The 19,390-nt window shown below is 72.5% G+C and carries 18 protein-coding genes; 12 read left to right on the forward strand and 6 right to left on the reverse strand.

Annotation, left to right across the window (positions count from 1 at the left end):
- The first annotated feature begins 52 nt into the window (after positions 1-52).
- The 11 genes from glmU to ABZ444_RS43790 all read left to right on the forward strand — a co-directional run bounded on the left by glmU (position 53) and on the right by ABZ444_RS43790 (position 11,375).
- Positions 53-1,504 (forward strand): bifunctional UDP-N-acetylglucosamine diphosphorylase/glucosamine-1-phosphate N-acetyltransferase GlmU, encoded by a 1,452-nt coding sequence (gene glmU, locus ABZ444_RS43740; protein ID WP_358010100.1) that lies wholly within the window; start codon positions 53-55, stop codon positions 1,502-1,504.
- A complete protein-coding gene (locus ABZ444_RS43745; protein ID WP_352321976.1) occupies positions 1,501-2,478 on the forward strand; it encodes a ribose-phosphate diphosphokinase in 978 nt (325 codons plus the stop codon). The genes glmU and ABZ444_RS43745 overlap by 4 nt, the downstream gene beginning before the upstream one ends.
- 97 nt (positions 2,479-2,575) lie before the next feature.
- Positions 2,576-3,205, forward strand: coding sequence for a 50S ribosomal protein L25/general stress protein Ctc (locus ABZ444_RS43750; RefSeq protein ID WP_358010101.1), 630 nt, complete (start codon positions 2,576-2,578; stop codon positions 3,203-3,205).
- A 63-nt stretch (positions 3,206-3,268) separates the two neighbouring features.
- Positions 3,269-3,853 carry an aminoacyl-tRNA hydrolase gene (pth, locus tag ABZ444_RS43755; protein WP_358010102.1) on the forward strand — a complete coding sequence of 195 codons (585 nt, stop codon included), beginning with the start codon at positions 3,269-3,271 and terminating at the stop codon, positions 3,851-3,853.
- A 236-nt stretch (positions 3,854-4,089) separates the two neighbouring features.
- Positions 4,090-5,466, forward strand: a complete 1,377-nt coding sequence (locus ABZ444_RS43760) for a sugar transferase (protein ID WP_358010116.1) — start codon at positions 4,090-4,092, stop codon at positions 5,464-5,466.
- Positions 5,466-6,230, forward strand: a complete 765-nt coding sequence (locus ABZ444_RS43765; protein WP_357974810.1) for a 3'(2'),5'-bisphosphate nucleotidase CysQ — start codon at positions 5,466-5,468, stop codon at positions 6,228-6,230. Before ABZ444_RS43760 ends, ABZ444_RS43765 begins: the two co-directional genes overlap by 1 nt.
- 18 nt (positions 6,231-6,248) lie before the next feature.
- Positions 6,249-7,163: a sulfate adenylyltransferase subunit CysD gene (cysD, locus tag ABZ444_RS43770; protein WP_357974807.1), complete on the forward strand. Its 915-nt coding sequence runs from the start codon at positions 6,249-6,251 to the stop codon at positions 7,161-7,163.
- Positions 7,163-8,425, forward strand: a complete 1,263-nt coding sequence (cysN, locus tag ABZ444_RS43775; RefSeq protein WP_357974804.1) for a sulfate adenylyltransferase subunit CysN — start codon at positions 7,163-7,165, stop codon at positions 8,423-8,425. The genes cysD and cysN overlap by 1 nt, the downstream gene beginning before the upstream one ends.
- 138 nt (positions 8,426-8,563) lie before the next feature.
- Positions 8,564-9,463 carry a sulfotransferase gene (locus tag ABZ444_RS43780; protein WP_358010103.1) on the forward strand — a complete coding sequence of 300 codons (900 nt, stop codon included), beginning with the start codon at positions 8,564-8,566 and terminating at the stop codon, positions 9,461-9,463.
- Positions 9,460-10,347: a glycosyltransferase family 2 protein gene (locus ABZ444_RS43785; protein WP_358010104.1), complete on the forward strand. Its 888-nt coding sequence runs from the start codon at positions 9,460-9,462 to the stop codon at positions 10,345-10,347. The genes ABZ444_RS43780 and ABZ444_RS43785 overlap by 4 nt, the downstream gene beginning before the upstream one ends.
- Positions 10,344-11,375, forward strand: a complete 1,032-nt coding sequence (locus tag ABZ444_RS43790) for a WecB/TagA/CpsF family glycosyltransferase (RefSeq protein WP_358010105.1) — start codon at positions 10,344-10,346, stop codon at positions 11,373-11,375. The genes ABZ444_RS43785 and ABZ444_RS43790 overlap by 4 nt, the downstream gene beginning before the upstream one ends.
- Here the strand turns inward: ABZ444_RS43790 and ABZ444_RS43795 are convergent.
- From ABZ444_RS43795 to ABZ444_RS43820, 6 genes are read right to left on the reverse strand one after another with little or no spacing between them, the layout of a single operon-like run.
- Positions 11,365-12,255 carry a sulfotransferase gene (locus ABZ444_RS43795; protein WP_358010106.1) on the reverse strand — a complete coding sequence of 297 codons (891 nt, stop codon included), beginning with the start codon at positions 12,253-12,255 and terminating at the stop codon, positions 11,365-11,367. The two genes, ABZ444_RS43790 and ABZ444_RS43795, sit on opposite strands and share 11 nt — an antisense overlap.
- Positions 12,252-13,505, reverse strand: coding sequence for a lipopolysaccharide biosynthesis protein (locus ABZ444_RS43800; protein WP_358010107.1), 1,254 nt, complete (start codon positions 13,503-13,505; stop codon positions 12,252-12,254). The genes ABZ444_RS43795 and ABZ444_RS43800 overlap by 4 nt, the downstream gene beginning before the upstream one ends.
- Complete coding sequence (locus tag ABZ444_RS43805; protein ID WP_358010108.1) at positions 13,493-14,347, reverse strand: sulfotransferase domain-containing protein; 855 nt, start codon at positions 14,345-14,347, stop codon at positions 13,493-13,495. The genes ABZ444_RS43800 and ABZ444_RS43805 overlap by 13 nt, the downstream gene beginning before the upstream one ends.
- Entirely contained in the window at positions 14,344-15,240 is an 897-nt protein-coding gene (locus tag ABZ444_RS43810) for a hypothetical protein (RefSeq protein WP_358010110.1), read from the reverse strand. Before ABZ444_RS43810 ends, ABZ444_RS43805 begins: the two co-directional genes overlap by 4 nt.
- Positions 15,237-16,502: a hypothetical protein gene (locus ABZ444_RS43815; RefSeq protein WP_358010111.1), complete on the reverse strand. Its 1,266-nt coding sequence runs from the start codon at positions 16,500-16,502 to the stop codon at positions 15,237-15,239. Before ABZ444_RS43815 ends, ABZ444_RS43810 begins: the two co-directional genes overlap by 4 nt.
- A complete protein-coding gene (locus ABZ444_RS43820; RefSeq protein WP_358010112.1) occupies positions 16,499-17,812 on the reverse strand; it encodes a Wzz/FepE/Etk N-terminal domain-containing protein in 1,314 nt (437 codons plus the stop codon). Before ABZ444_RS43820 ends, ABZ444_RS43815 begins: the two co-directional genes overlap by 4 nt.
- A 348-nt stretch (positions 17,813-18,160) precedes the next feature.
- On the opposite strand from ABZ444_RS43820, the gene ABZ444_RS43825 reads away from it, so the two are divergent.
- Positions 18,161-19,180, forward strand: a complete 1,020-nt coding sequence (locus ABZ444_RS43825; RefSeq protein ID WP_358010113.1) for a hypothetical protein — start codon at positions 18,161-18,163, stop codon at positions 19,178-19,180.
- The last annotated feature ends 210 nt before the right edge of the window (positions 19,181-19,390 follow it).

Raw genomic sequence — 19,390 nt, forward strand, 5'->3', positions numbered from 1 at the left:
CGGTAGCCGCGCCGACGACCCTGATCCGTCCAGTCACAGGGAGTCTCAGTCCGTGAGTGTGCCGCGCCCGGCAGCCGTCATCGTCCTCGCCGCGGGCGAGGGCACCCGGATGAAGAGCCAGACCCCGAAAGTCCTCCACGAGCTGTGCGGCCGCGCGCTGGTCGACCACATGCTCGCCGCCGCCCGCGACCTCGATCCCGAGCGGCTCATCGTGGTCATCGGCCATGCGCTCGAACAGGTCGGCGGTCATCTGGCCGCCACCAGCCCCGACGCGCGCGCCGTCGTCCAGCCTGAGCAGCGCGGCACCGGCCACGCCGTCCGCACCGTGCTCGAAGAGGTCGGCACGATCGCCGGCACGATCCTGGTCACCTACGGCGACGTGCCGCTCATGCAGGCCCGCACCCTCGCCACGCTGCTCGCCAAGCACGCCGCCGACGGCAACGCGGTCACCGTGCTGACGGCCGAGGTGCCCGATCCGACCGGCTACGGCCGGATCGTCCGCGACCCCTCCGGCGCCGTGCTGGAGATCGTCGAGGAGAAGGACGCCGACGACGAGCAGCGCGTGATCAAGGAGATGAACTCCGGCATCTACGCCTTCGACGGCCTGCTGCTCGCCGACGCCGTCAAGCGCGTGTCCACCGACAACGCCCAGGGCGAGGAGTACCTCACCGACGTCCTCGGCATCCTGCGCGGCGACGGCCACCGGGTCGGCGCCTGCGTGGCCGCCGACTACGTCGAGGTCGAGGGCGTCAACGACCGCGTCCAGCTCGCCTTCGCCCGCAAGGTGCTCAACCAGCGGCTGCTGGAGCAGCACATGCGCGCCGGCGTCACCGTCGTCGACCCGGCCACCACGTGGGTCGACGTGGGCGTCGAGATCGGGCCCGACGCCGTCGTCCACCCCGGCACCCAGCTCCACGGCCGCACGGTCATCGGCGCCGGAGCCGAGGTCGGCCCGGCCACCACGCTGACCGACACCCGCGTCGGCGAGGGCGCCGTCGTGCGCAACGCGGTCTGCGACAACGCCGAGATCGGCCCCGAGGCCAACGTCGGCCCCTACGCCTACCTGCGCCCCGGCACCGTGCTCAGCCGCAGGTCGAAGGCGGGCACGTTCGTCGAGATGAAGAACACCAAGGTCGGCGAGCGCTCCAAGGTGCCCCACCTCACCTACGCCGGCGACGCCACCATCGGGGAAGACGTCAACATCGGCGCCTCCACCGTCTTCGTCAACTACGACGGGGTCGACAAACACCACACCACCGTGGGCGACGGCGCGTTCGTCGGCTGCGACACCATGCTCATCGCCCCCGTGACGATCGGCGAAGGCGCCAACACCGCGGCCGGGTCCGTGATCGTCAGCGACGTACCCCCAGGGGCGATGGGCGTGGCCAGGGCGCGACAGCGCAACATCGAGAAATGGGTCCTGCGCAAGCGCGCGGGCACCAAGTCGGCCGCCGCCGCCGAACGGGCGCTGGCCGAGCGAGCACAGCAGGAGAACGAACAGTGACCAGCATCAAACAGCCGGGCGAGAAGAACCTCATGCTCTTCTCCGGCCGGGCCTATCCAGAGCTGGCCGAAGAGGTTGCCGAGCACGTCGGCGTCTCCCTCACCCCCACCAAACTGATCGACTTCGCCAACGGCGAGATCTACGCCCGCTACCTGGAGTCCGTCCGCGGCTGCGACGCGTTCGTGATCCAGAGCCACACCGGTCCCATCAACAAGTGGATCATGGAACAGCTCATCATGGTCGACGCGCTCAAGCGGGCCTCGGCCAAGCGCATCACCGTGGTCATGCCGTTCTTCGGCTACGCCCGCCAGGACAAGAAGGGCCGCGGCCGCGAGCCCATCACGGCCCGGCTGATGGCCGACCTGTTCAAGACCGCCGGCGCCGACCGGCTCATGTCGATCGACCTGCACACCTCGCAGATCCAGGGCTTCTTCGACGGTCCCGTCGACCACCTGTTCGCGATGCCGGTCCTGGAGAGCTACCTGAAGAACAAGCTCGACCTGGAGAACACGACCGTCGTCTCGCCCGACACCGGCCGCGTCCGCCTGTCCGAGCGCTGGGCCGACACCCTCGGCACGCCCCTGGCCTTCATCCACAAGCGCCGCGACCTCGACGTGGCCAACTCCGTGAAGGTCAGCGAGGTCGTCGGCAAGGTGAGCGGCCGCACCTGCGTGCTGATCGACGACATGATCGACACCGCCGGCACGATCTGCAAGGCCGCCGACGCCCTCTACGAGCAGGGCGCCACCAACGTCATCGTCGCCGCCACCCACGCGGTCTTCTCCGACCCCGCCGTCGACCGGCTGAAGAACTCGCGCATCTCCGAGGTCATCGTGACCAACACGCTGCCGCTGTCGGAGGCCAAGCGGTTCGACAAGCTGACGGTGCTCTCCATCGCGCCGCTCATCGCCCGCGCCGTCACCGAGGTCTTCACCGACGGCTCCGTCACGAGCCTGTTCGAGGGCGACACCTGAGCGAGTAAGCTGTACGGGTTGCGCTCGTAACGCCTTCCGCTAGGGCGGGTGAGGGGGAGCGCACCACAATCCGATCTCTGCATCCCTAGGAGATGTCGTGTCTGAAGTACGTATCGCCGCCGAGGCGCGCACGGTGTTCGGCAAGGGCGCCGCCCGCAAGATCCGCCGCGCCGACAAGGTGCCCGCCGTCCTCTACGGGCACGGCATCGACCCCAAGCACCTGACCCTGCCCGGTCACGAGGTGCTGCTCGCCCTCCGCACGCCCAACGTGCTGATCCGCCTCCAGGGTGACGGCGTCGACGAGCTGGCCCTGCCCAAGGGTGTGCAGCGCGACCCGATCAAGGGCTTCGTCGAGCACGTCGACCTGCTCCTGGTCAAGCGCGGCGAGAAGGTCACCGTCGAGATCCCGGTCACCACGACCGGCGACGTCAACTCCGAGGGCCTGCTCGACCAGCAGCTCGTCTCGGTGGCCGTCGAGGCCGAGGCGACCCACATCCCGACCGGCGTCGAGGTCGACGTCGAGGGCATGGAGGTCGGCACCGTGATCACCGCCGCGCAGCTCGACCTGCCGTCGGGCGCCACGCTGGCCGCCGACCCCGAGGCCGTGGTCCTCCACGTCATCGCCAAGCCGACCGAGGAGCCCGCCGCGGAGGCCGAGGAGGCCGCCGAGGGCGAGACCGCCGAGGCCGAGGGCGAGGGCGAGAGCGCCGAGGCTGCCGCCGAGTAAGCACGTACCGCGAAAACGGGGGTGGCGCGAGGCCGCCCCCGTTCCGCTGTAAGGGGAGCGCACATGGACCGCTGGCTGATCGTCGGACTGGGCAATCCGGGGCCCGAATACGCGGGTAGCAGGCACAACGCGGGCTTCATGGTGCTCGACGAGCTGGCCGCGCGGGCCGGCGGGCGCTTCAAGGCGCACAAGAGCAGGTCCGAGGTGCTGGAGACGCGGGCGGCCGTGCTGGCCAAGCCGCTGACGTACATGAACCTGTCGGGCGGGCCGGTCAAGGCGCTCGCCGACTTCTACAAGATCGGCCCCGACCGGCTGATCGTCGTCCACGACGAGCTCGACGTCCCCTACGGCGCGCTGCGCGCCAAGCTCGGCGGCGGCGACAACGGCCACAATGGGCTCAAGTCCATCACCAAGGTCCTCGGCACCCGCGACTACCTGAGGGTGCGCTTCGGCATCGGCCGGCCGCCCGGCCGCATGGACCCGGCCACCTTCGTGCTCCGGGACTTCGTCACCGTCGAGCGCAAGGATCTGCCCTTCCTCGTCGACCGGGGCGCCGACATCGTCGAGTCGCTCATGGCCCGTGGCCTGGAAGCCACCCAGAACGACTTCCACCGGGCTGATCTGCACATTTCCGGCCCTCCGCGCTGATCGCCGCATAGAACCGTTCGCCGCCTGTCGCGGCGCAGGCGCGGCTAGCATCGGTGACTGTCCGTTCGGGAACGGGCACACAGAGGCGTGCGTGCCACCGCCCGGAGCGACGGCGGGAGCGGAGCGGGGGAAGACGGCATTTGGCGACCGAGGCCGCCTCACGGAGTGAGGCAGGAGAGCCCGTGAAGTCCGGCGAGGCCCTCTCGTGGCGGGTCAGCCCGGTGACTCCGGCGTGGATGCGTTCCTACCGGTTCCGTGCCGTGGTGGGCGATCTGTGCGGGGCGGGCATCGGGTCCGCCGCCGCCTTCTGTGGCAGGTTCGGCGGGTTCACCCCTTACGTGCTGCCGTACCTGCTGGTCAGCGTCGCGTTGCCGTGGGTGTGGGTCTGCGCGGTCGCGCTCAACCGGGCCTACGAGCCGCGCATGGTCGGCGTCGGCTCCGAGGAGTTCCGCCGCGTCGTGCACGCCGGCGTGGCGCTGACCGCGGCCACCGCGATCGGCTCGTACGTCACCAAGACCGACGTCGCCCGCGGCTACGTCGTGCTCGCGCTGCCCCTGGTCACGCTGCTCACGCTGGTCGCCCGCTACCTGCTGCGGCGCTCGCTCAACCGGCGCAGGGCGGCCGGGGCCTGCATGCGCCGCGTGGTCGCGGTCGGCCATCCGGCCTCGATCGCCGAGCTGGTGCACCTCTTCCGCAGGGAGCGCCACCACGGCATGGACGTCGTGGCCGCCTGCCTGCCCTACGGCGAGCCGCCCGGGGTGCTGACCGAGGTGCCCGTCGTGGGCGACTTCGGCGACGTGCCGCTGGTCGTCGACCAGGTGCGCGCCGACACCGTGGCGGTGCTGGCCTGCCCCGAGATGGACGGCGACGCGCTGCGCAGGCTGGCCTGGCGGCTGGAGCGCACCCACACCGAGCTGGTGGTCGCCCCCGCCCTGATGGACGTCGCCGGCCCGCGCACGATGATCCGGCCGGCCGCCGGGCTGCCGCTGCTGCACGTCGAGCACCCCGAGCTGACCGGCGCCCGGCAACTGGTCAAGAACGTCTTCGACCGCGTGGTCGCCGCCGCGCTGCTGGTGCTGCTGTCGCCACTGCTGGCGGCCCTGGCCGTGGCCGTACGCGGCACGAGCCCGGGGCCCGCGTTGTTCCGCCAGACCAGGATCGGCAAAGACGGCAGGCCGTTCACGATCCTGAAGTTCCGTACCATGCGGCGCGGCTCGGAGCAGCAGAAGATCACCCTCGTCAGCGACCACGACGGCGTGCTGTTCAAGATCCGCAACGATCCGCGCGTGACGCCGCTCGGCACGCTGATGCGCCGCCACTCCCTCGACGAGCTGCCCCAGCTCATCAACGTGCTCCTCGGACACATGTCGCTGGTCGGCCCCCGTCCGCCGCTTCCGGAGGAGGTGGCGCGCTACGGTGACGACGTGCGCAGACGGCTTCTGGTGCGCCCGGGGCTGACCGGGCTGTGGCAAGTGAGCGGGAGATCTGACCTATCGTGGGAGGAATCCGTCCGTCTCGACCTGCGTTACGTGGAGAACTGGTCCCTCACGCTGGACCTCCAGATCCTGTGGAAGACTTGGTCGGCCGTCGCCCGCGGGCAAGGAGCATATTGATGACGATTCGCGACGACCACGCCGTGGCCGGCGACCTGGCGACGGAAGCGGGCGAGAGGCTGCTGCGGGTCCGCGAGCAGACCGGGTTCGGCGACTCCGCCGCGCTGCGCGCGGAGGGCGACCGGGCCGCGCACGTGTTCCTCATGGAGGCGCTGGCGCGGTTGCGTCCCAGTGACAGTGTCCTGTCCGAGGAGGCCACCCGCGAGGAGCGGCTCGACCCGCGCCGGCTGGGCGCCGAGCGCGTGTGGATCGTCGACCCCCTCGACGGCACGCGCGAGTTCGCCGAGGAGGGCCGGGCCGACTGGGCCGTGCACGTCGCGCTGTGGGAGCGCGGCAAGCTGACCGCGGGCGCCGTGGCGCTGCCCGCGCAGGGCCGTACGCTGACCACCGCCGAGCCGCCGGCCCTTCCCGCCTTCGAGAAGGGCCGCTTCCGCATCGCGGTGAGCCGCACCCGGCCGCCGGAGTTCGTCCAGAAGCTGGCCTACCTGCTGGGGGCCGACCTGGTGCCGATCGGATCGGCGGGGGCGAAGATCTCCGCGGTGCTCACCGGCGAGGTCGAGGCGTACGTGCACGCCGGCGGCCAGTACGAGTGGGACTCCGCGGCCCCCGTCGCCGTCGCGCAGGCGGCCGGGGCGTTCGCCAGCCGCGTCGACGGCTCGGAGCTGACCTACAACCAAGCCGACCCGTCACTACCGGATATCCTGGTTTCCCTACCGGAGCTGGCGACATCCCTGCTCGCCGGAATTCGGGACCTGCATCGCTAACCGCCGGAGGAAGCGCCCATGCTCCAGCGCGACTACACGACGTCGCAGCTCGACGTACTCGAAGCCGAGGCCATTCACATCATGCGCGAGGTGGCGGCGGAGTTCGAGCGGCCGTGTCTGCTCTTCTCCGGCGGCAAGGACTCGATCGTCATGCTCCGCATCGCGGAGAAGGCGTTCTGGCCCGCGGCCATCCCGTTCCCGCTGATGCACGTCGACACCGGGCACAACTTCGACGAGGTCATCGAGTTCCGCGACCGCCGTTCCGAGGAACTGGGCGCGCGCCTGATCGTGGCCAGCGTGCAGGAGTCGATCGACAGCGGCCGGGTGGTCGAGGAGACCGGCCGGCGCGCCTCGCGCAACCGCCTGCAGACCACCACGCTGCTCGACGGGATCGAGGAGCACGAGTTCGACGCCGTCTTCGGCGGGGCCAGGCGCGACGAGGAGAAGGCCCGCGCCAAGGAGCGCGTGTTCTCCTTCCGCGACGACTTCGGCCAGTGGGACCCGAAGAACCAGCGCCCCGAGCTGTGGAACCTCTACAACTCCCGCATCCGCAAGGGCGAGCACATCCGGGTCTTCCCGCTGTCCAACTGGACCGAGCTCGACATCTGGGACTACATCCGGCGTGAGGGCATCGAGATCCCGTCCATCTACTTCTCGCACACCCGCAAGGTGTTCGAGCGCGACGGCATGCTGCTGCCCGACTCCGACGTCGTGTCCCGCGGCGACGACGAGCCGCTGTTCGAGGCCGTCGTGCGCTACCGCACGGTCGGCGACATGACCTGCACCGGCGCCGTGCAGTCCACGGCCGCCACGGTCGAGGAGATCATCGAGGAGATCGCGGCCACCCGGATCACCGAGCGGGGGGCCACCAGGGCCGACGACCGCTCGTCCGAGGCCGCCATGGAGGACCGCAAGCGAGAGGGCTACTTCTGATGGACATTCTTCGCTTTGCCACCGCGGGAAGCGTCGACGACGGCAAGTCCACCCTCATCGGACGGTTGCTCTTCGACTCCAAGGCCATCTTCGAGGACCAGCTCGAAGCGGTCGAGCGTACCTCCCGCGACCGCGGCACCGAGTACACCGACCTGTCGCTGCTGACCGACGGCCTGCGGGCCGAGCGTGAGCAGGGCATCACGATCGACGTGGCCTACCGCTACTTCGCCACGCCCAAGCGCAAGTTCATCATCGCCGACACGCCCGGGCACATCCAGTACACCAGGAACATGGTCACCGGCGCCTCCACGGCCGACCTGGCGATCATCCTCATCGACGCGCGCAAGGGCGTGCTGGAGCAGTCGCGCCGGCACGCGTTCCTGACCTCGCTGCTGCGCGTGCCGCACCTGGTGCTGGCCGTGAACAAGATGGACCTGGTCGACTACTCGCAGGAGCGCTTCGAGGAGATCCGGGAGGAGTTCACCTCCTTCGCCTCCAAGCTCAACGTGAGCGACCTGACGTTCATCCCGATCTCCGCGCTCAACGGCGACAACGTCGTCTCGCGCTCGGAGAACATGCCCTGGTACCTCGGCACCTCCCTGCTCCACCACCTGGAGAACGTGCACATCGCCTCCGACCGCAACCTGGTCGACGTGCGCTTCCCCGTCCAGTACGTGATCCGTCCGCAGAAGGCCACCGACCACGCCTTCCACGACTACCGCGGCTACGCGGGCCAGGTCGCGGGCGGGGTGCTCAAGCCGGGCGACGAGGTGACCCACCTGCCGTCCGGGCTGAGCACGCGGATCGCCTCGATCGACACGTTCGACGGGCCGGTGGAGGAGGCGTTCCCGCCCATGTCGGTCACGCTGCGCTTCGAGGACGACCTCGACATCTCGCGCGGCGACATGATCGCCAGGCCCAACAACCAGCCGCACGCGGCCCAGGAGCTGGAGGCCATGGTCTGCTGGATGGCCGACAGCCTCAAGCTGACCCCGCGCACCAAACTGACGATCAAGCACACCACCCGTACGGCGCGGGCGCTGGTGCGCGACCTGCACTACCGGCTCGACGTCAACACGTTGCACCGGGACGAGCAGGCCACCTCCCTCGGCCTGAACGAGATCGGCCGGGTCTCGCTGCGGGTCACCCAGCCGCTGTTCGTCGACGACTACGCCCGCAACCGGCTGACCGGCGGCTTCATCCTCGTGGACGAGGCCACCAACGGCACGGTCGGCGCCGGCATGATCATCGACGCCAGCTGAGCGTTCCGAACGGCCCGGCGACACCACGCCGGGCCGTTCGCCGTTTCGGTAGATCTTTGCGGGGTTTCCTGACCATCTGATTACCCTCCGCGCTAGGGTCGTCGCGTTCCGTGTTGGCGACGTTAAGGCCCTCCCCCTGTGACCGACCGCGCATCCGCCACCCGAGTGATCTTCCTCGGGGGCCTCGGCCGTAGTGGCACCACTCTGCTGGAGCGACTGCTCGCGGAGCTGCCCGGCGTGGTGGCGCTCGGCGAGGTGGTCCACCTGTGGTCGAGGGGCGTGCTGGCCGGAGAGCCGTGCGGCTGCGGCGCGGCCTTCGCCGCCTGCGACTTCTGGCGGCAGGTGGGCCGGGCGGCGTTCGGCGGGTGGCGGCCGTCGCTGGCCGAGCGGGTGCTCACGTTGCGGCAGCGGGTCGATCGCACCCACAGGATGGGGCGCATCGCGCATCCCGACCTGGCCGAGTACGCGCGGGCGTACCGGAGGGTCTACGAGGCGACCGGCGCGCCCGTCGTGATCGACTCCAGCAAACACGCCTCCCTCGCCCACTGCCTGGTCGCGGCCGGCATGGACGTCCGCGTCGTGCACGTCGTCCGGGATCCGCGGGCGGTGGCCCACTCCTGGCGCAGGACCGTCGAGCGGCCCGAGGACGGGCGTCCCATGACCCGCTGGGGGCCGCTGCGCACGTCCCTGCACTGGACGGCCCAGAACGCCGGTCTTGAGCTCCTCGCCCGCCAGGGGGCCCTGGTGACCCGGGTGCGCTACGAAGACCTGGTCGCCGAACCGGAGCCCACGCTGACCGCGCTGGCCGGATTCCTCGGGCTCGACGTTCCCGGCCTGCCGTTCCTGGAGGGCACGACGGCGCGGCTCGGGCCCGCGCACACCGCGTCCGGCAATCCGATGCGTTTCCAGGTCGGGGGGATCAGGCTGCGGTGCGACGACTCGTGGCGTTCGGCGCTGCCCGTCCGCGACCGGCGGCTGGTCACCGCGCTCACCTGGCCCCTCCGGGTCCGGTACGGCTACCGGGAGGCCGCCGCGTGAGCGCGCCGCCGTCCGTGGGGGTGGTGATCCCGACCCGCGGCGACCGGCCCGAGCTGCTGCGCGAGGCCGTGGCGGCGGTGCTGGCCCAGGACTGTCCGGGGCGGCTCGCCGTGGTCGTGGTCGACGACGGGGGGCGCGGGCGTCCGGGGCCGGAGCTGGGCGTGCCCGTCCTGGCCAACCGGCGTACCCCTGGGCTTCCCGGGGCGCGCAACACCGGCATCGCGGCCCTCGACACCGATCTCGTCGCCTTCTGCGACGACGACGACCTGTGGCTGCCGGGCAAGCTCGCCGCCCAGCTGCGGGCGCTGGCCGCCGCCGGCGGCGAGTTCGCGAGCTGCGCCATCGAGGTCGAGCACGGGCGGCGCCGGGTGACCAGGCTCGCCGGCGCCGACACGGTGACCACGGCCGACCTCCTGCGGTCGCGCATGGTGATGGTGCACTCCTCGACGTTCCTGTTCCGGCGCGGGGCCCTGTGGGCCGACGAGAGCGCCCCCGGGGGCCAGAACGAGGACTGGGACCTGGCCCTGCGCGCGGCCCGGCGGCGGCCGATCACGCACGTCGACCGGCCGCTCGTCCGCGTGCGGTGGGGTGGCTCGTCCTACTACGCGGCCCGCTGGGCGGACCGGATCGCGGGGCTCGACTGGATGCTCGACCGCCATCCCGAGCTGGCCGCCGACCGGCGCGGCGCGGCGCGGGTCTACGGGCAGCTCGCCTTCGCGTACGCGGCGCTCGGGCGGCGGCGCGCGGCGGTCCGGTGGGCGGTGCGCGCGTTCGGGGCGCGGCCGGGTGAGCCGCGGGCGCCGATCGCGCTGGCCGTCGCGGCGGGGATCGTCCCGGCCGCGACCGTGCTCGGGCTGCTGCACGGACGGGGGCGCGGCATATGACCCCGCCCAGGACCCGCATCCCCGCCGTCCCCGTCCAGCGCCCGCCCGCCCCGAATCCCGCTGCCGATCCGGCGATCGCCCGTGGCCATGCCGCCGAGTCCGCCCGGACCCACGCGTCCGGGGCCGGGCATGCCGCCGAGTCCGCGCGGACCCGTGCGGCCGGGCCCGTGGCCGGCCGGGCCCGTGGCCCCGAGCCGGTTGCCCGCGACCTCCCGCCCGAGCGACTGGCGGGGCGCGGGCCCGCCGAGGCGGCGCGCCGGGGGCGTGCGGGGGAGCGCGTGCGGGTCGGTGGCGTCGGGCTGGACGTCGTCACCGAGGCCGACGTGGTGCGCTGGGTGGCGGCGGAGGCCGCGGCCGGCCGGGGCGGCCGCATCGTGACGCCCAACGTCGACATCTGCCGGGCCGTCGCCCGCGACCCCGCCCTCCAGGAGCTCGTGGGCTCGGCCGAGATCGTGGTGGCCGACGGCATGCCGCTGGTGTGGGCGGCCAGGCTGCTCGGCACCCCGCTGCCCGAACGGGTCACCGGAGCCGACCTGATCTGGTCGCTCAGCGAGGTGGCCGCGGCCCGCAACTGGCCCGTGTACCTGCTCGGCGGGCCGCCGGGGGTGGCCGAGCTGGCCGCCGACGAGCTCAGGAGCTGCCGTCCCGGGCTGAAGGTGGCCGGGGTGCACGCGCCGCCGTACCACTTCGACGAAACGGCGGAGGGTAGGGAGCGGGTGCGGCGCCGGGTGGTCGCGGCGCGGCCCCGCCTGGTGTTCGTCGGGCTGGGCTTCCCCCGGCAGGATCTGCTCATCGCCGAGCTGCGCGAGGAGCTGCCGCAGGCGTGGTTCGTGGGCTGCGGGGCGGCCATCGCCTTCGCCGCCGGCACGGTCCGGCGGGCGCCGCGCTGGATGCGGCGGGCCGGGCTGGAATGGGCGTTCCGGCTGATGAGCGAGCCCGGACGGCTGGCGCGCCGCTACCTCGTGGACGATCTCCCCTTCGCGGTACGCCTGCTCGCCGGCTGCCTGCTGACCAGGCTCAGGCGGTGAGGGCCCGGACGCGGTCCGCCTCCCGCGGGGTGAGACCCCGGGCCGCCGTGGCCAGGGCCTGACGGGAGTCCATCGGACGGAAGGCCGTCCGGGACAGCCCCGACCACGCGAACGCCGCCGACCGGCGGGACGGCGTGGTGCAGGCCCGGACGATCCGGCGTTCGGCGGACGGTGACCACGGCAGGCCCGCATGGGCGTAGAGACGCCGGAAGCCGGTGACCGGATCCTCGGCCAGCGACTCGTACGAGGCGACCAGGACGCCGGGCGTGGCGGCCAGCACCGACCGCGCGGCCCGCCACAGGGCGGCGGTCGTGGCCAGGTCGTCGGCGGAGCCGAGCAGCGGGCACAGCTCCAGCAGGCCGGGATGGTCGCGGACGAGCAGCGGCTGGCCGACCAGGTCGCCGACGTCGAACCGCCACCCGAGACGGCGCCAGCTGGCCACGAACGACACCGGATCGCGGACGAGGACGATGACCGCGCAACCCAGCCGCCGGGCGAACCAACCGGCCGACAACACCGCGAACGGGTCGTCGAGCAACGCCCGGCGCCTGGCCAGGCGGCCGAACGCGAACGCGGTGCCGTAGCGCGCCAGCCGGGCCAGGTCGTAGGGGGAGCGGTTGGCGCGCAGCTCGGCGAGCCAGTGGTAGCGCAGGGCGACCGTGTCGCGGAAGGCGGGCAGGAAGTCGGCGGCGTTGTCGTCGCAGATGTACTGGAACCGGTGGGCGACCTCGGCCCGCAGCACGCCGGGGCAGCGGCCGGGCGGATGCTGCGGGTTGAGCGGCTCGTTGACGTAGACCAGGCCGCCGCCGGCGGTGAGCATCTTGCCGGCCCAGCTCGTGCCGCTCCTCGGCAGGCCGGTGACCAGGACGGGCGTGTTCACGCGGCCGCCGCCCAGGTGCGCGGGCGCAGGGCGGGCAGGGTGTGGCGGCCGAACGGGCGCAGGCCGTAGCGGTGGTGGAGCTGCCACAACGGCAACAGGTTCTTCACGATCACCCCGGCCGACCAGCCGACGACCGCGCCGAACGCCCCCTGGGAGGGGATCAGGGCCAGGTCGAGCGCGACCGTGCAGGCGACCGCGGCCAGCAGGTTGAGCAGGCTGGCCAGGGTGTGGCCGGCGGCGGTCAGGACGACGTCGACCATGCCGCAGGCGGTCGCCACCAGCATGGTCCCGGCCAGGACGAGGGCGATGGGGGCGGCGGCGCCGTACGCGGGGCCGAAGACGCGCAGCAGCCACGGCGCGAGGACGGCGTAGCCCAGCCACACCGGCCAGGTCAGCAGCACCAGCCAGATCGTGGTGGCCTGGTACAGCTCGCGCGCCCGGCCGAGCTCCCCGTCGGCGAGCGCCCGGACCAGCCGCTCCTGCACGGCCTGCGCCAGCCCCTGGTTGGCGAGCTGCCCGACGACCCGGAACCGGGTGGCGGCCGTGTAGACGGCGGCCTGGGCCGGCCCGCCGAGCAAGGCGACGACCACGATGTCCAGCCGCTGGAACACCGCCTGGATGGCGCCGGCGGCGGACCGCGGCGCGGTGTACCGCCACAGGTCACGCCCGGTCCCCGGCAGGTACGGCGTGCGCGGCGCCCGTCCGCGCAGGTCGGCGAGGGCCAGGAGGAGCAGCGGCAGGAAGGGCAGCGCCCAGGCCGCCGGCAGCCACTGCGGCGCGTGCGCGAGCGCCGCCCAGGTGACGAGCACGAGCTGCGCGGCGGGCAGCAGCACGCCGTCCAGCAGCACGGTGGGCCGCATCGAGCCGAACCCGCGGGTGGCGGCCAGCGCGATGTCGCCGAGCACGATGACCGGCAGGGCCCAGGCCAGCAGCCCGATGCGCGGCTCCAGCAGCACCCCGGCCGCGCAGGCGGCCAGCGCGCACGGCACCATGGCCGCCCGGAAATAGCCGGAGATACCGCGATAGCCGTACGTCTTGGCCCGCGCGATGAAGTACACCAGCCCGTTCCCGGCGTCCAGTTTGGCGATGCCGGCCGCCATCAGCGCCAGGGCCGTCACGCTGAAGAACGCCCCCGCCTGCGCCGGGCTGAACGCCCTGGTCACCACCACGGCCACCAGGAACTGCGCCAGCGCGCTCACCCCGGCCCCGGTCAGCCCGGCGATCCCGCGCCGGACCATCACCGGCGCCATGACGGCTCACCGCCCAGCCAGCGCGTCAGCCGCGCGTCGTAGGGCTCGAAATGGTCCCTGAGCGCCCGTTCCAGCACCCGGGGCACCGGCCGGGGCAGCGGCCGGCCGTTGTGCCGCTCGAACGCCGGATAGCCCAGGTGCGGCACCGTCAGGAACTCCAGCACGCGGTCGTAGGCGGTCTCGGGCTCGGCGAAGAACCGGTGGCTGTCGAGCACCAGGAGGCGGTCGCGGCCGAAGAGCGGTTCGAGGCGGTCGAGCTGGTCGGCGTACCGGCCGCGGGCCAGGTAGGCGTGGTGGCGGTGGGAGTGGTGCTCGGAGAACGGCGACACGCGCAGGCTCTCCTCGGCCCCGGCCAGCCGCCCGGCCTCCAGCTCAAGGGCGAATTCGAGGTGCGACTCGGACTCGAAGCCCCTGGCCAGCTCGTGGGCGTGGGCCGAACAGGCCCGCTCGACCGGGTCGCGGACCAGCACGATCAGCTTGACCCCGGGCAGGTCGGCGGCGATCCGCTCACCGGCCAGCGGATGGAACAGGTAGTAGGGGGACGACTCGAACGCCTGGGTGCGGCCGCCGTACCGGTGGGCCAGCAGCGCCGCGCCCGCACGCAGCGGGAAGTGCGCCTGGTACCAGGCCATCGGCCGGTGGTAGCCGACGTCGAAGTAGTGGACCCCCTTGTGCAGGACGGGCTTGAGCAGCAGCGGGTGCTGGGCCAGCGCCCGGTAGAGCGAGGTCGTGCCGCACCGCTGCGCCCCCACGATCAGGAACGAGGGCAGCACCCGCGCGCTCGACGTGAACCGGCCCGCCAGGCGCGAGAAGGACAGCACCGGCCGCTTCATCGTCCTCATGGCAGCAGCTCCTCGTGGTCGACGGCCGGGTTGAGCCAGGTCTCGGGCGGCCCGAGCGGGCAGTGGCCGTCGGCGGCGTGCCGGTCGGCCAGCATGATGAGGTAGCGCAGCGCCGTCCGCCTGGCCTCGGCCGACGACAGGCCGAGCGGGGCCAGCTCGCGGGGCGCCCTGGCCACGCAGGCGCGGGCCGCCGTGGGCGGGTCCATCCTGCGCAGCGCCCGCTGGAAGAGGTGGTGCGCGGCGTCGAGGCCGTAGGGGACGCCGGTCTCGTACCGCTCCCAGTCCCAGACGAGCAGCCGGCCGTCGGCGGACGGGCTGATGTTCCACGGGGACAGGTCGCCGTGCCAGGCCGGTACCGGACCGCCGGTGGCGGCGATCTCCATGATCGCGGCGTGCAGCAGGGCCGGGGGCACCCGGCCGCGCCGTACCGGCAGCGGCGAGAGCGCCAGCACGGGCAGGCCGCGCCACTCGCCGTGGTGCAGCACGTCGGGCACGACGACGGTCTTCAGCGGCGCCGCGGCCAGCCCGCGCAGCGCGGCCGCCTCGCGGCCGACCAGCTCGCGGGCGAGCGGGCTGTCGCCGACCTTCACGTACGCCAGCAGCCGCCCCCCGGTACGGGCCTCCAGGACGGGCTTGCGGTTGGGCCGCAACGCCGGACGCACGTGCAGCACGGTCTCCACGGGCGCGTCGAAGACCTCGCCCAGGTAGGCCGCGACGGACCCCTCCAGCGGCACGGTGACCGCGCCCCCCACGTGCCACCAGCGCCGCGGGGCCAGCCGGCGGGGCAGCACCCGGTGCGGCAGCACCGAGTACGGCCGCGGCGACCCCGTCCCCGGGAACAGCAGGCGCACGGTCTCGCGGAGGTATCCGAGCCGCGCGGAGGCGTCCTTCATGCGTTTCTCCACAGCAGGGCGAACGAGATGAGATAGAGGCTCAGCGGCGTCACCAGGCCGTCGTAGACGAACATGTAGAGCAGCACGAGACCCATCACCAGCACCCCGGCCAGCCCGATCGGGGAGCGGTCGGCCCAGTGGCGGCGGATGGCGCCGAGGAAGAAGGCCACGTAGAGGGCGGCCCCGGTGAAGCCCTGGGTGATCAGCAGCAGCCAGAGCTGCCCGTCGCTGCCGAGCGGCGGGTGCCCGCAGGCCGCGCACCACTGGGTCTTGCCCGTGGTGATCGAGCGGTGGTTGCCGAGCGAGTTGCGGGTGTTGCCGTAGCCGATGACCGGCGAGTGGCGGGCCGCGGCGACCGTGGCGGTCATCGTGAAGGCCCTGACGTCGTTGGAGTGCGGTTTGTCCAGCCGCTGGGCGAACACCGAGGCCAGCGGGCTGAGCGCGAACACCACCAGCCCGGTGGCCACCGCCCCGCACAGCACGATCCTGGTCCGGCCGGCCACCCGCACGATCAGGTACGCCACGGCCAGCCCGAGCCCGATCCACAGGCCGCGGTTGAGCGAGTACACGACCGGGATCGCGGCCAGAGCGATCACCAGCACCGCCAGCACCCGGCGGCCCCGCCCGCCGTACGTCCACCAGCCGACGACGAACCAGATCAGCAGCACCGACGCGTTGCTGCCCCACGCGTTGGCCCACTCGAAGGGCGCCTCCGGCCTGGGCGAGGAGTAGCCGAGCACCTTCTGGGTCTGGGCGGCCGTGGGATGGATGAGGTTCTGGACGAAGGAGTTCTCGCTGATCCAGCCGGGCAGCAGCAGCTCGACCGGCGAGGTGAAGGCGAAGTGCGGGACCAGGACGCCGAGCAGGCCGCCGGCGACCGTCGTCAGGAACAACACGCCGAGCCAGCGCACCAGGCGCAGCTGCGGCAGCTCGCGCTCGGTCAGGTTGCCCAGGTAGAGCACCATGACCAGGACGGACACGTACAAAGCCAGGCGCATGGCCCAGCCGATCAGGCGGCCGGTGCTGAACTCGCCGTACGTGCCGGGCGGCAGCTCGTCCAGCATCATCGCGCTCAGCAGGTAGCCGGCCAGCAGCAGCAGCCACAGGCCGAACCCGTGGGGGACCCTGACCGGCCGGCGCCGCCACAGGATCACCGCCATCGGCACGGCCAGGACGATCACCGACAGGCCGCCGAACCCCAGCGCCCACCAGATCGGGTAGCCGAGCAGGAGCGCCGCGATCGGCCAGGCTGGTCCGGTCACGTCTGCTTGCGCTGCCGGTGATGGAACGACTGCATGGGCGTGGTCTCGGCCGCCAGGCTCACCTCCAGCTCGCCGGTGGCGACGAGCTTGCCGAGCGAGGTGTGGGTACGCGGCTCCAGCAGCGGGACGAACTCCGGCACCGCGTCGATCGCCGTCACCACGCCGACGACCGGCACGTCGTGCCGCTCCAGATGGCGGGCGGCCGCCGTCACCTCCGGCGAGGTGACCCGGCCCAGCCCGACCAGCAGCAGGGCCGCGTCGGCCCGCGCCAGGTCGCGGACGTCGGAGCCGTCGAGCACCGACAGCGGCGCGCTGATGGCCAGCGGCTCGGCCAGCGAGGAGGCGTAGAGGTCGGCGGGCAGCGAGCGCACCAGCAGCCGCTTGCCGGGGCAGGCCGCGACCACGGCGCAGGCCAGCTCGTGCAGCACGCCGTGCTCGCGGGAGGCGGACAGATCGGTCAGCACCGGCAGCCCGGTCAGCCGCTCGACGTCGGCGGCCGTGCGCAGCCGGGTGTCGAGCCGGTCGCGGGCGTAGGCCGCCGCCGCGCCGAGCAGCAGGCCGGCCATCAGGCCGGTGCCGAGGTAGAGGGGCAGGCTGGGGGAGCTGGGCCGGGTCGGCGGCAGCGCCTCGCTGATGACCGAGCCGGGGGTCACCGCGACCGTGCGCAGCGCGTCGTACTTGAGCGTCAGGCTGGCGGCCTGCCGGTTGAGCACGCTCTGGCGCTGGGTGGCGATGGCGTGCTCGGCGCCGCCCTTGGGCAGGCGGCCGACCTCTTTGATGGCCGCGTCGAGGCCGGCGTCGACCTGCTTGAGCTTGGCCAGCACCGCCTGCTGCCGCTCGGCCATCGCGGCCTGCGCGCTCTCGCGCCGGTTGGCCAGGTAGGCGTCGGCGTAGGCCCGGGACTGCGCGGCGGCGGCCACGGGATCGGCGTCGGTCACCGAGACCCACAACACCGCCGAGTTGGGCGGGACGGAGACCTCGACCGGCTGCGGCGCGGTGATCCGCAGGGCCTGGGCGACCCGCGCCGAGACCACCGCCGACTGGGCGATCTGGGCCTCGGTGTCGAGGTTGAGCGGCTCGCGCTGCCGGTTGCTCACCTGGTTGCCCTGGTCTTGACCGTCGACGGGCGTGACCAGGACCTGGGTGATCGCGGTGTAGGCCGGCGGGGTGGCCCGCAGCAGGGCGAGCCCGGCGGTGCCGCCGACCACGACGCAGCCGACGAGGAGCAGCCACCGCCTGCGCAGCAGGGAGAGGTGCTCGTCCAGGTCGGCGCCCGGTCGGCGCGCCTGGAAGTCCGGCGACGGGCTCATGGGGACGGTCTCCTGGAGGGGATGCGCGCTGTCGCGGGTGGGCAACGCTGCGTCACTCGGCGCAGTGTGCGCCCACTATAGGCCGGACGGATATTACCCAAGTCGAATACTGAAGATTTTTTCCGGTACGGCCGCGAAGATGCCCCTTTTTAAATGGATATTTCCAGAAAATGCGGGTGGCGGGTCGGGTGCTGTGACCTGGGCAGACGAGCACACTGGCTGAAGTTCGAGGAATGGCATGGCAAGGTTCAGGTTTGATAGGCGGGGGTCCGTCGACAAGGGGGTTGGAAGGCGTTGCAGCTTCGGGGCTTTTCTCATTTCGCGACGAAAACCGCAATCACCTGCGCGGTGCTCGCCCTCCTGGCCGCCTGCTCGACGGCCGAGGGCGCGCCCGCCCGGGTCGACACCAGCACGGCCGAGCTGGCCGGCGCGCCCTCCTGCGCGGTCACCGCCAGGCTCATCCCCTCCTGCGGCGCCTGGTGGGGCGTGGCGCCCGAGGTCTTCACCGGCGCTCCCGTGGCCGAGGCGCTGCGCGGGGCCGAGTCGCGCATGGGCGCCGGCGCCGATCTGCTGCACGTCTACCATCGCGGCAGCGAGCTGTTCCCCACCCAGCAGGAGATCGGCCTGGCCCGCGACCCGGGCCGCCCCAGGCTACTCATGATCAACTGGAAGCCGTCGCTCGACCGCACCTGGGCCGACATCGCCGACGGCGCGCTCGACCGGCGGATCGACCGCCTGGCCGACTATCTCAGGCGCACCTTCCCCGAGCGTTTCTTCCTCACCCTCCACCACGAGCCGGAGAACGACGTCGACGCCCGCTCGGGGTCGGGCATGCAGGCCGGCGACTACGCGGCGATGTTCCGGCACGTCGTGCTCAGGCTGCGCGAGCGCGGGGTCAAGAACGCCGTGACGGTCATGACGTACATGGGGGCGCCCAACTGGGCGGCCAAGCCCTGGTTCGAGGATCTCTACCCCGGTGACGACGTGGTCGACTGGGTGGCCATGGACCCGTACGCCGACGACCGGGTGCACGACTTCGACGGGCTGGTGAACAAGACCCGCAAGGAGTACGGGAGCTGGCCGGGGTTCTACCGGTGGATGCAGGCCCGCTTCCCCGGCAAGCCGGTCATGGTGGCCGAGTGGGGGGTGTTCGAGCGGCCGGCCGACCGGGCCTTCAAACGGCGCTTCTTCGAGTCGGTGCTGAGACAGATCAAGCGGTATCCGCAGATCAAGGCGCTGTTGTACTTCGACTCGCCGCAGGCGCCGCGCGGCAACACGAGCTTCGACTCCGATCCGGGCGCGGCCCGCGCCTTCACCCAGCTCGCCCGCGACCGCTACTTCCGCTCGACCCGCGTGCCGCGGCCCTAGCAGGGTTCATGGCCGCACTTCGTGCGGCGGGCTCGGTCGCCTGATGCCGCCGCCTTCCCCCGCTCTGGTCGCTGCGCTCCCGCCGCTCCTCCAGGCGACGGCGCTCCCTCGCGGTGTTCATGGCCGCACTTCGTGCGGCGGGCTCGGTCGCCTGATGCCGCCGCCTTCCCCCGCTCTGGTCGCTGCGCTCCCGCCGCTCCTCCAGGCGAC

Origin of the sequence: Nonomuraea sp. NPDC005730, from assembly GCF_040630865.1 — a bacterium.
Classification (GTDB): Bacteria; Actinomycetota; Actinomycetes; order Streptosporangiales; family Streptosporangiaceae; genus Nonomuraea.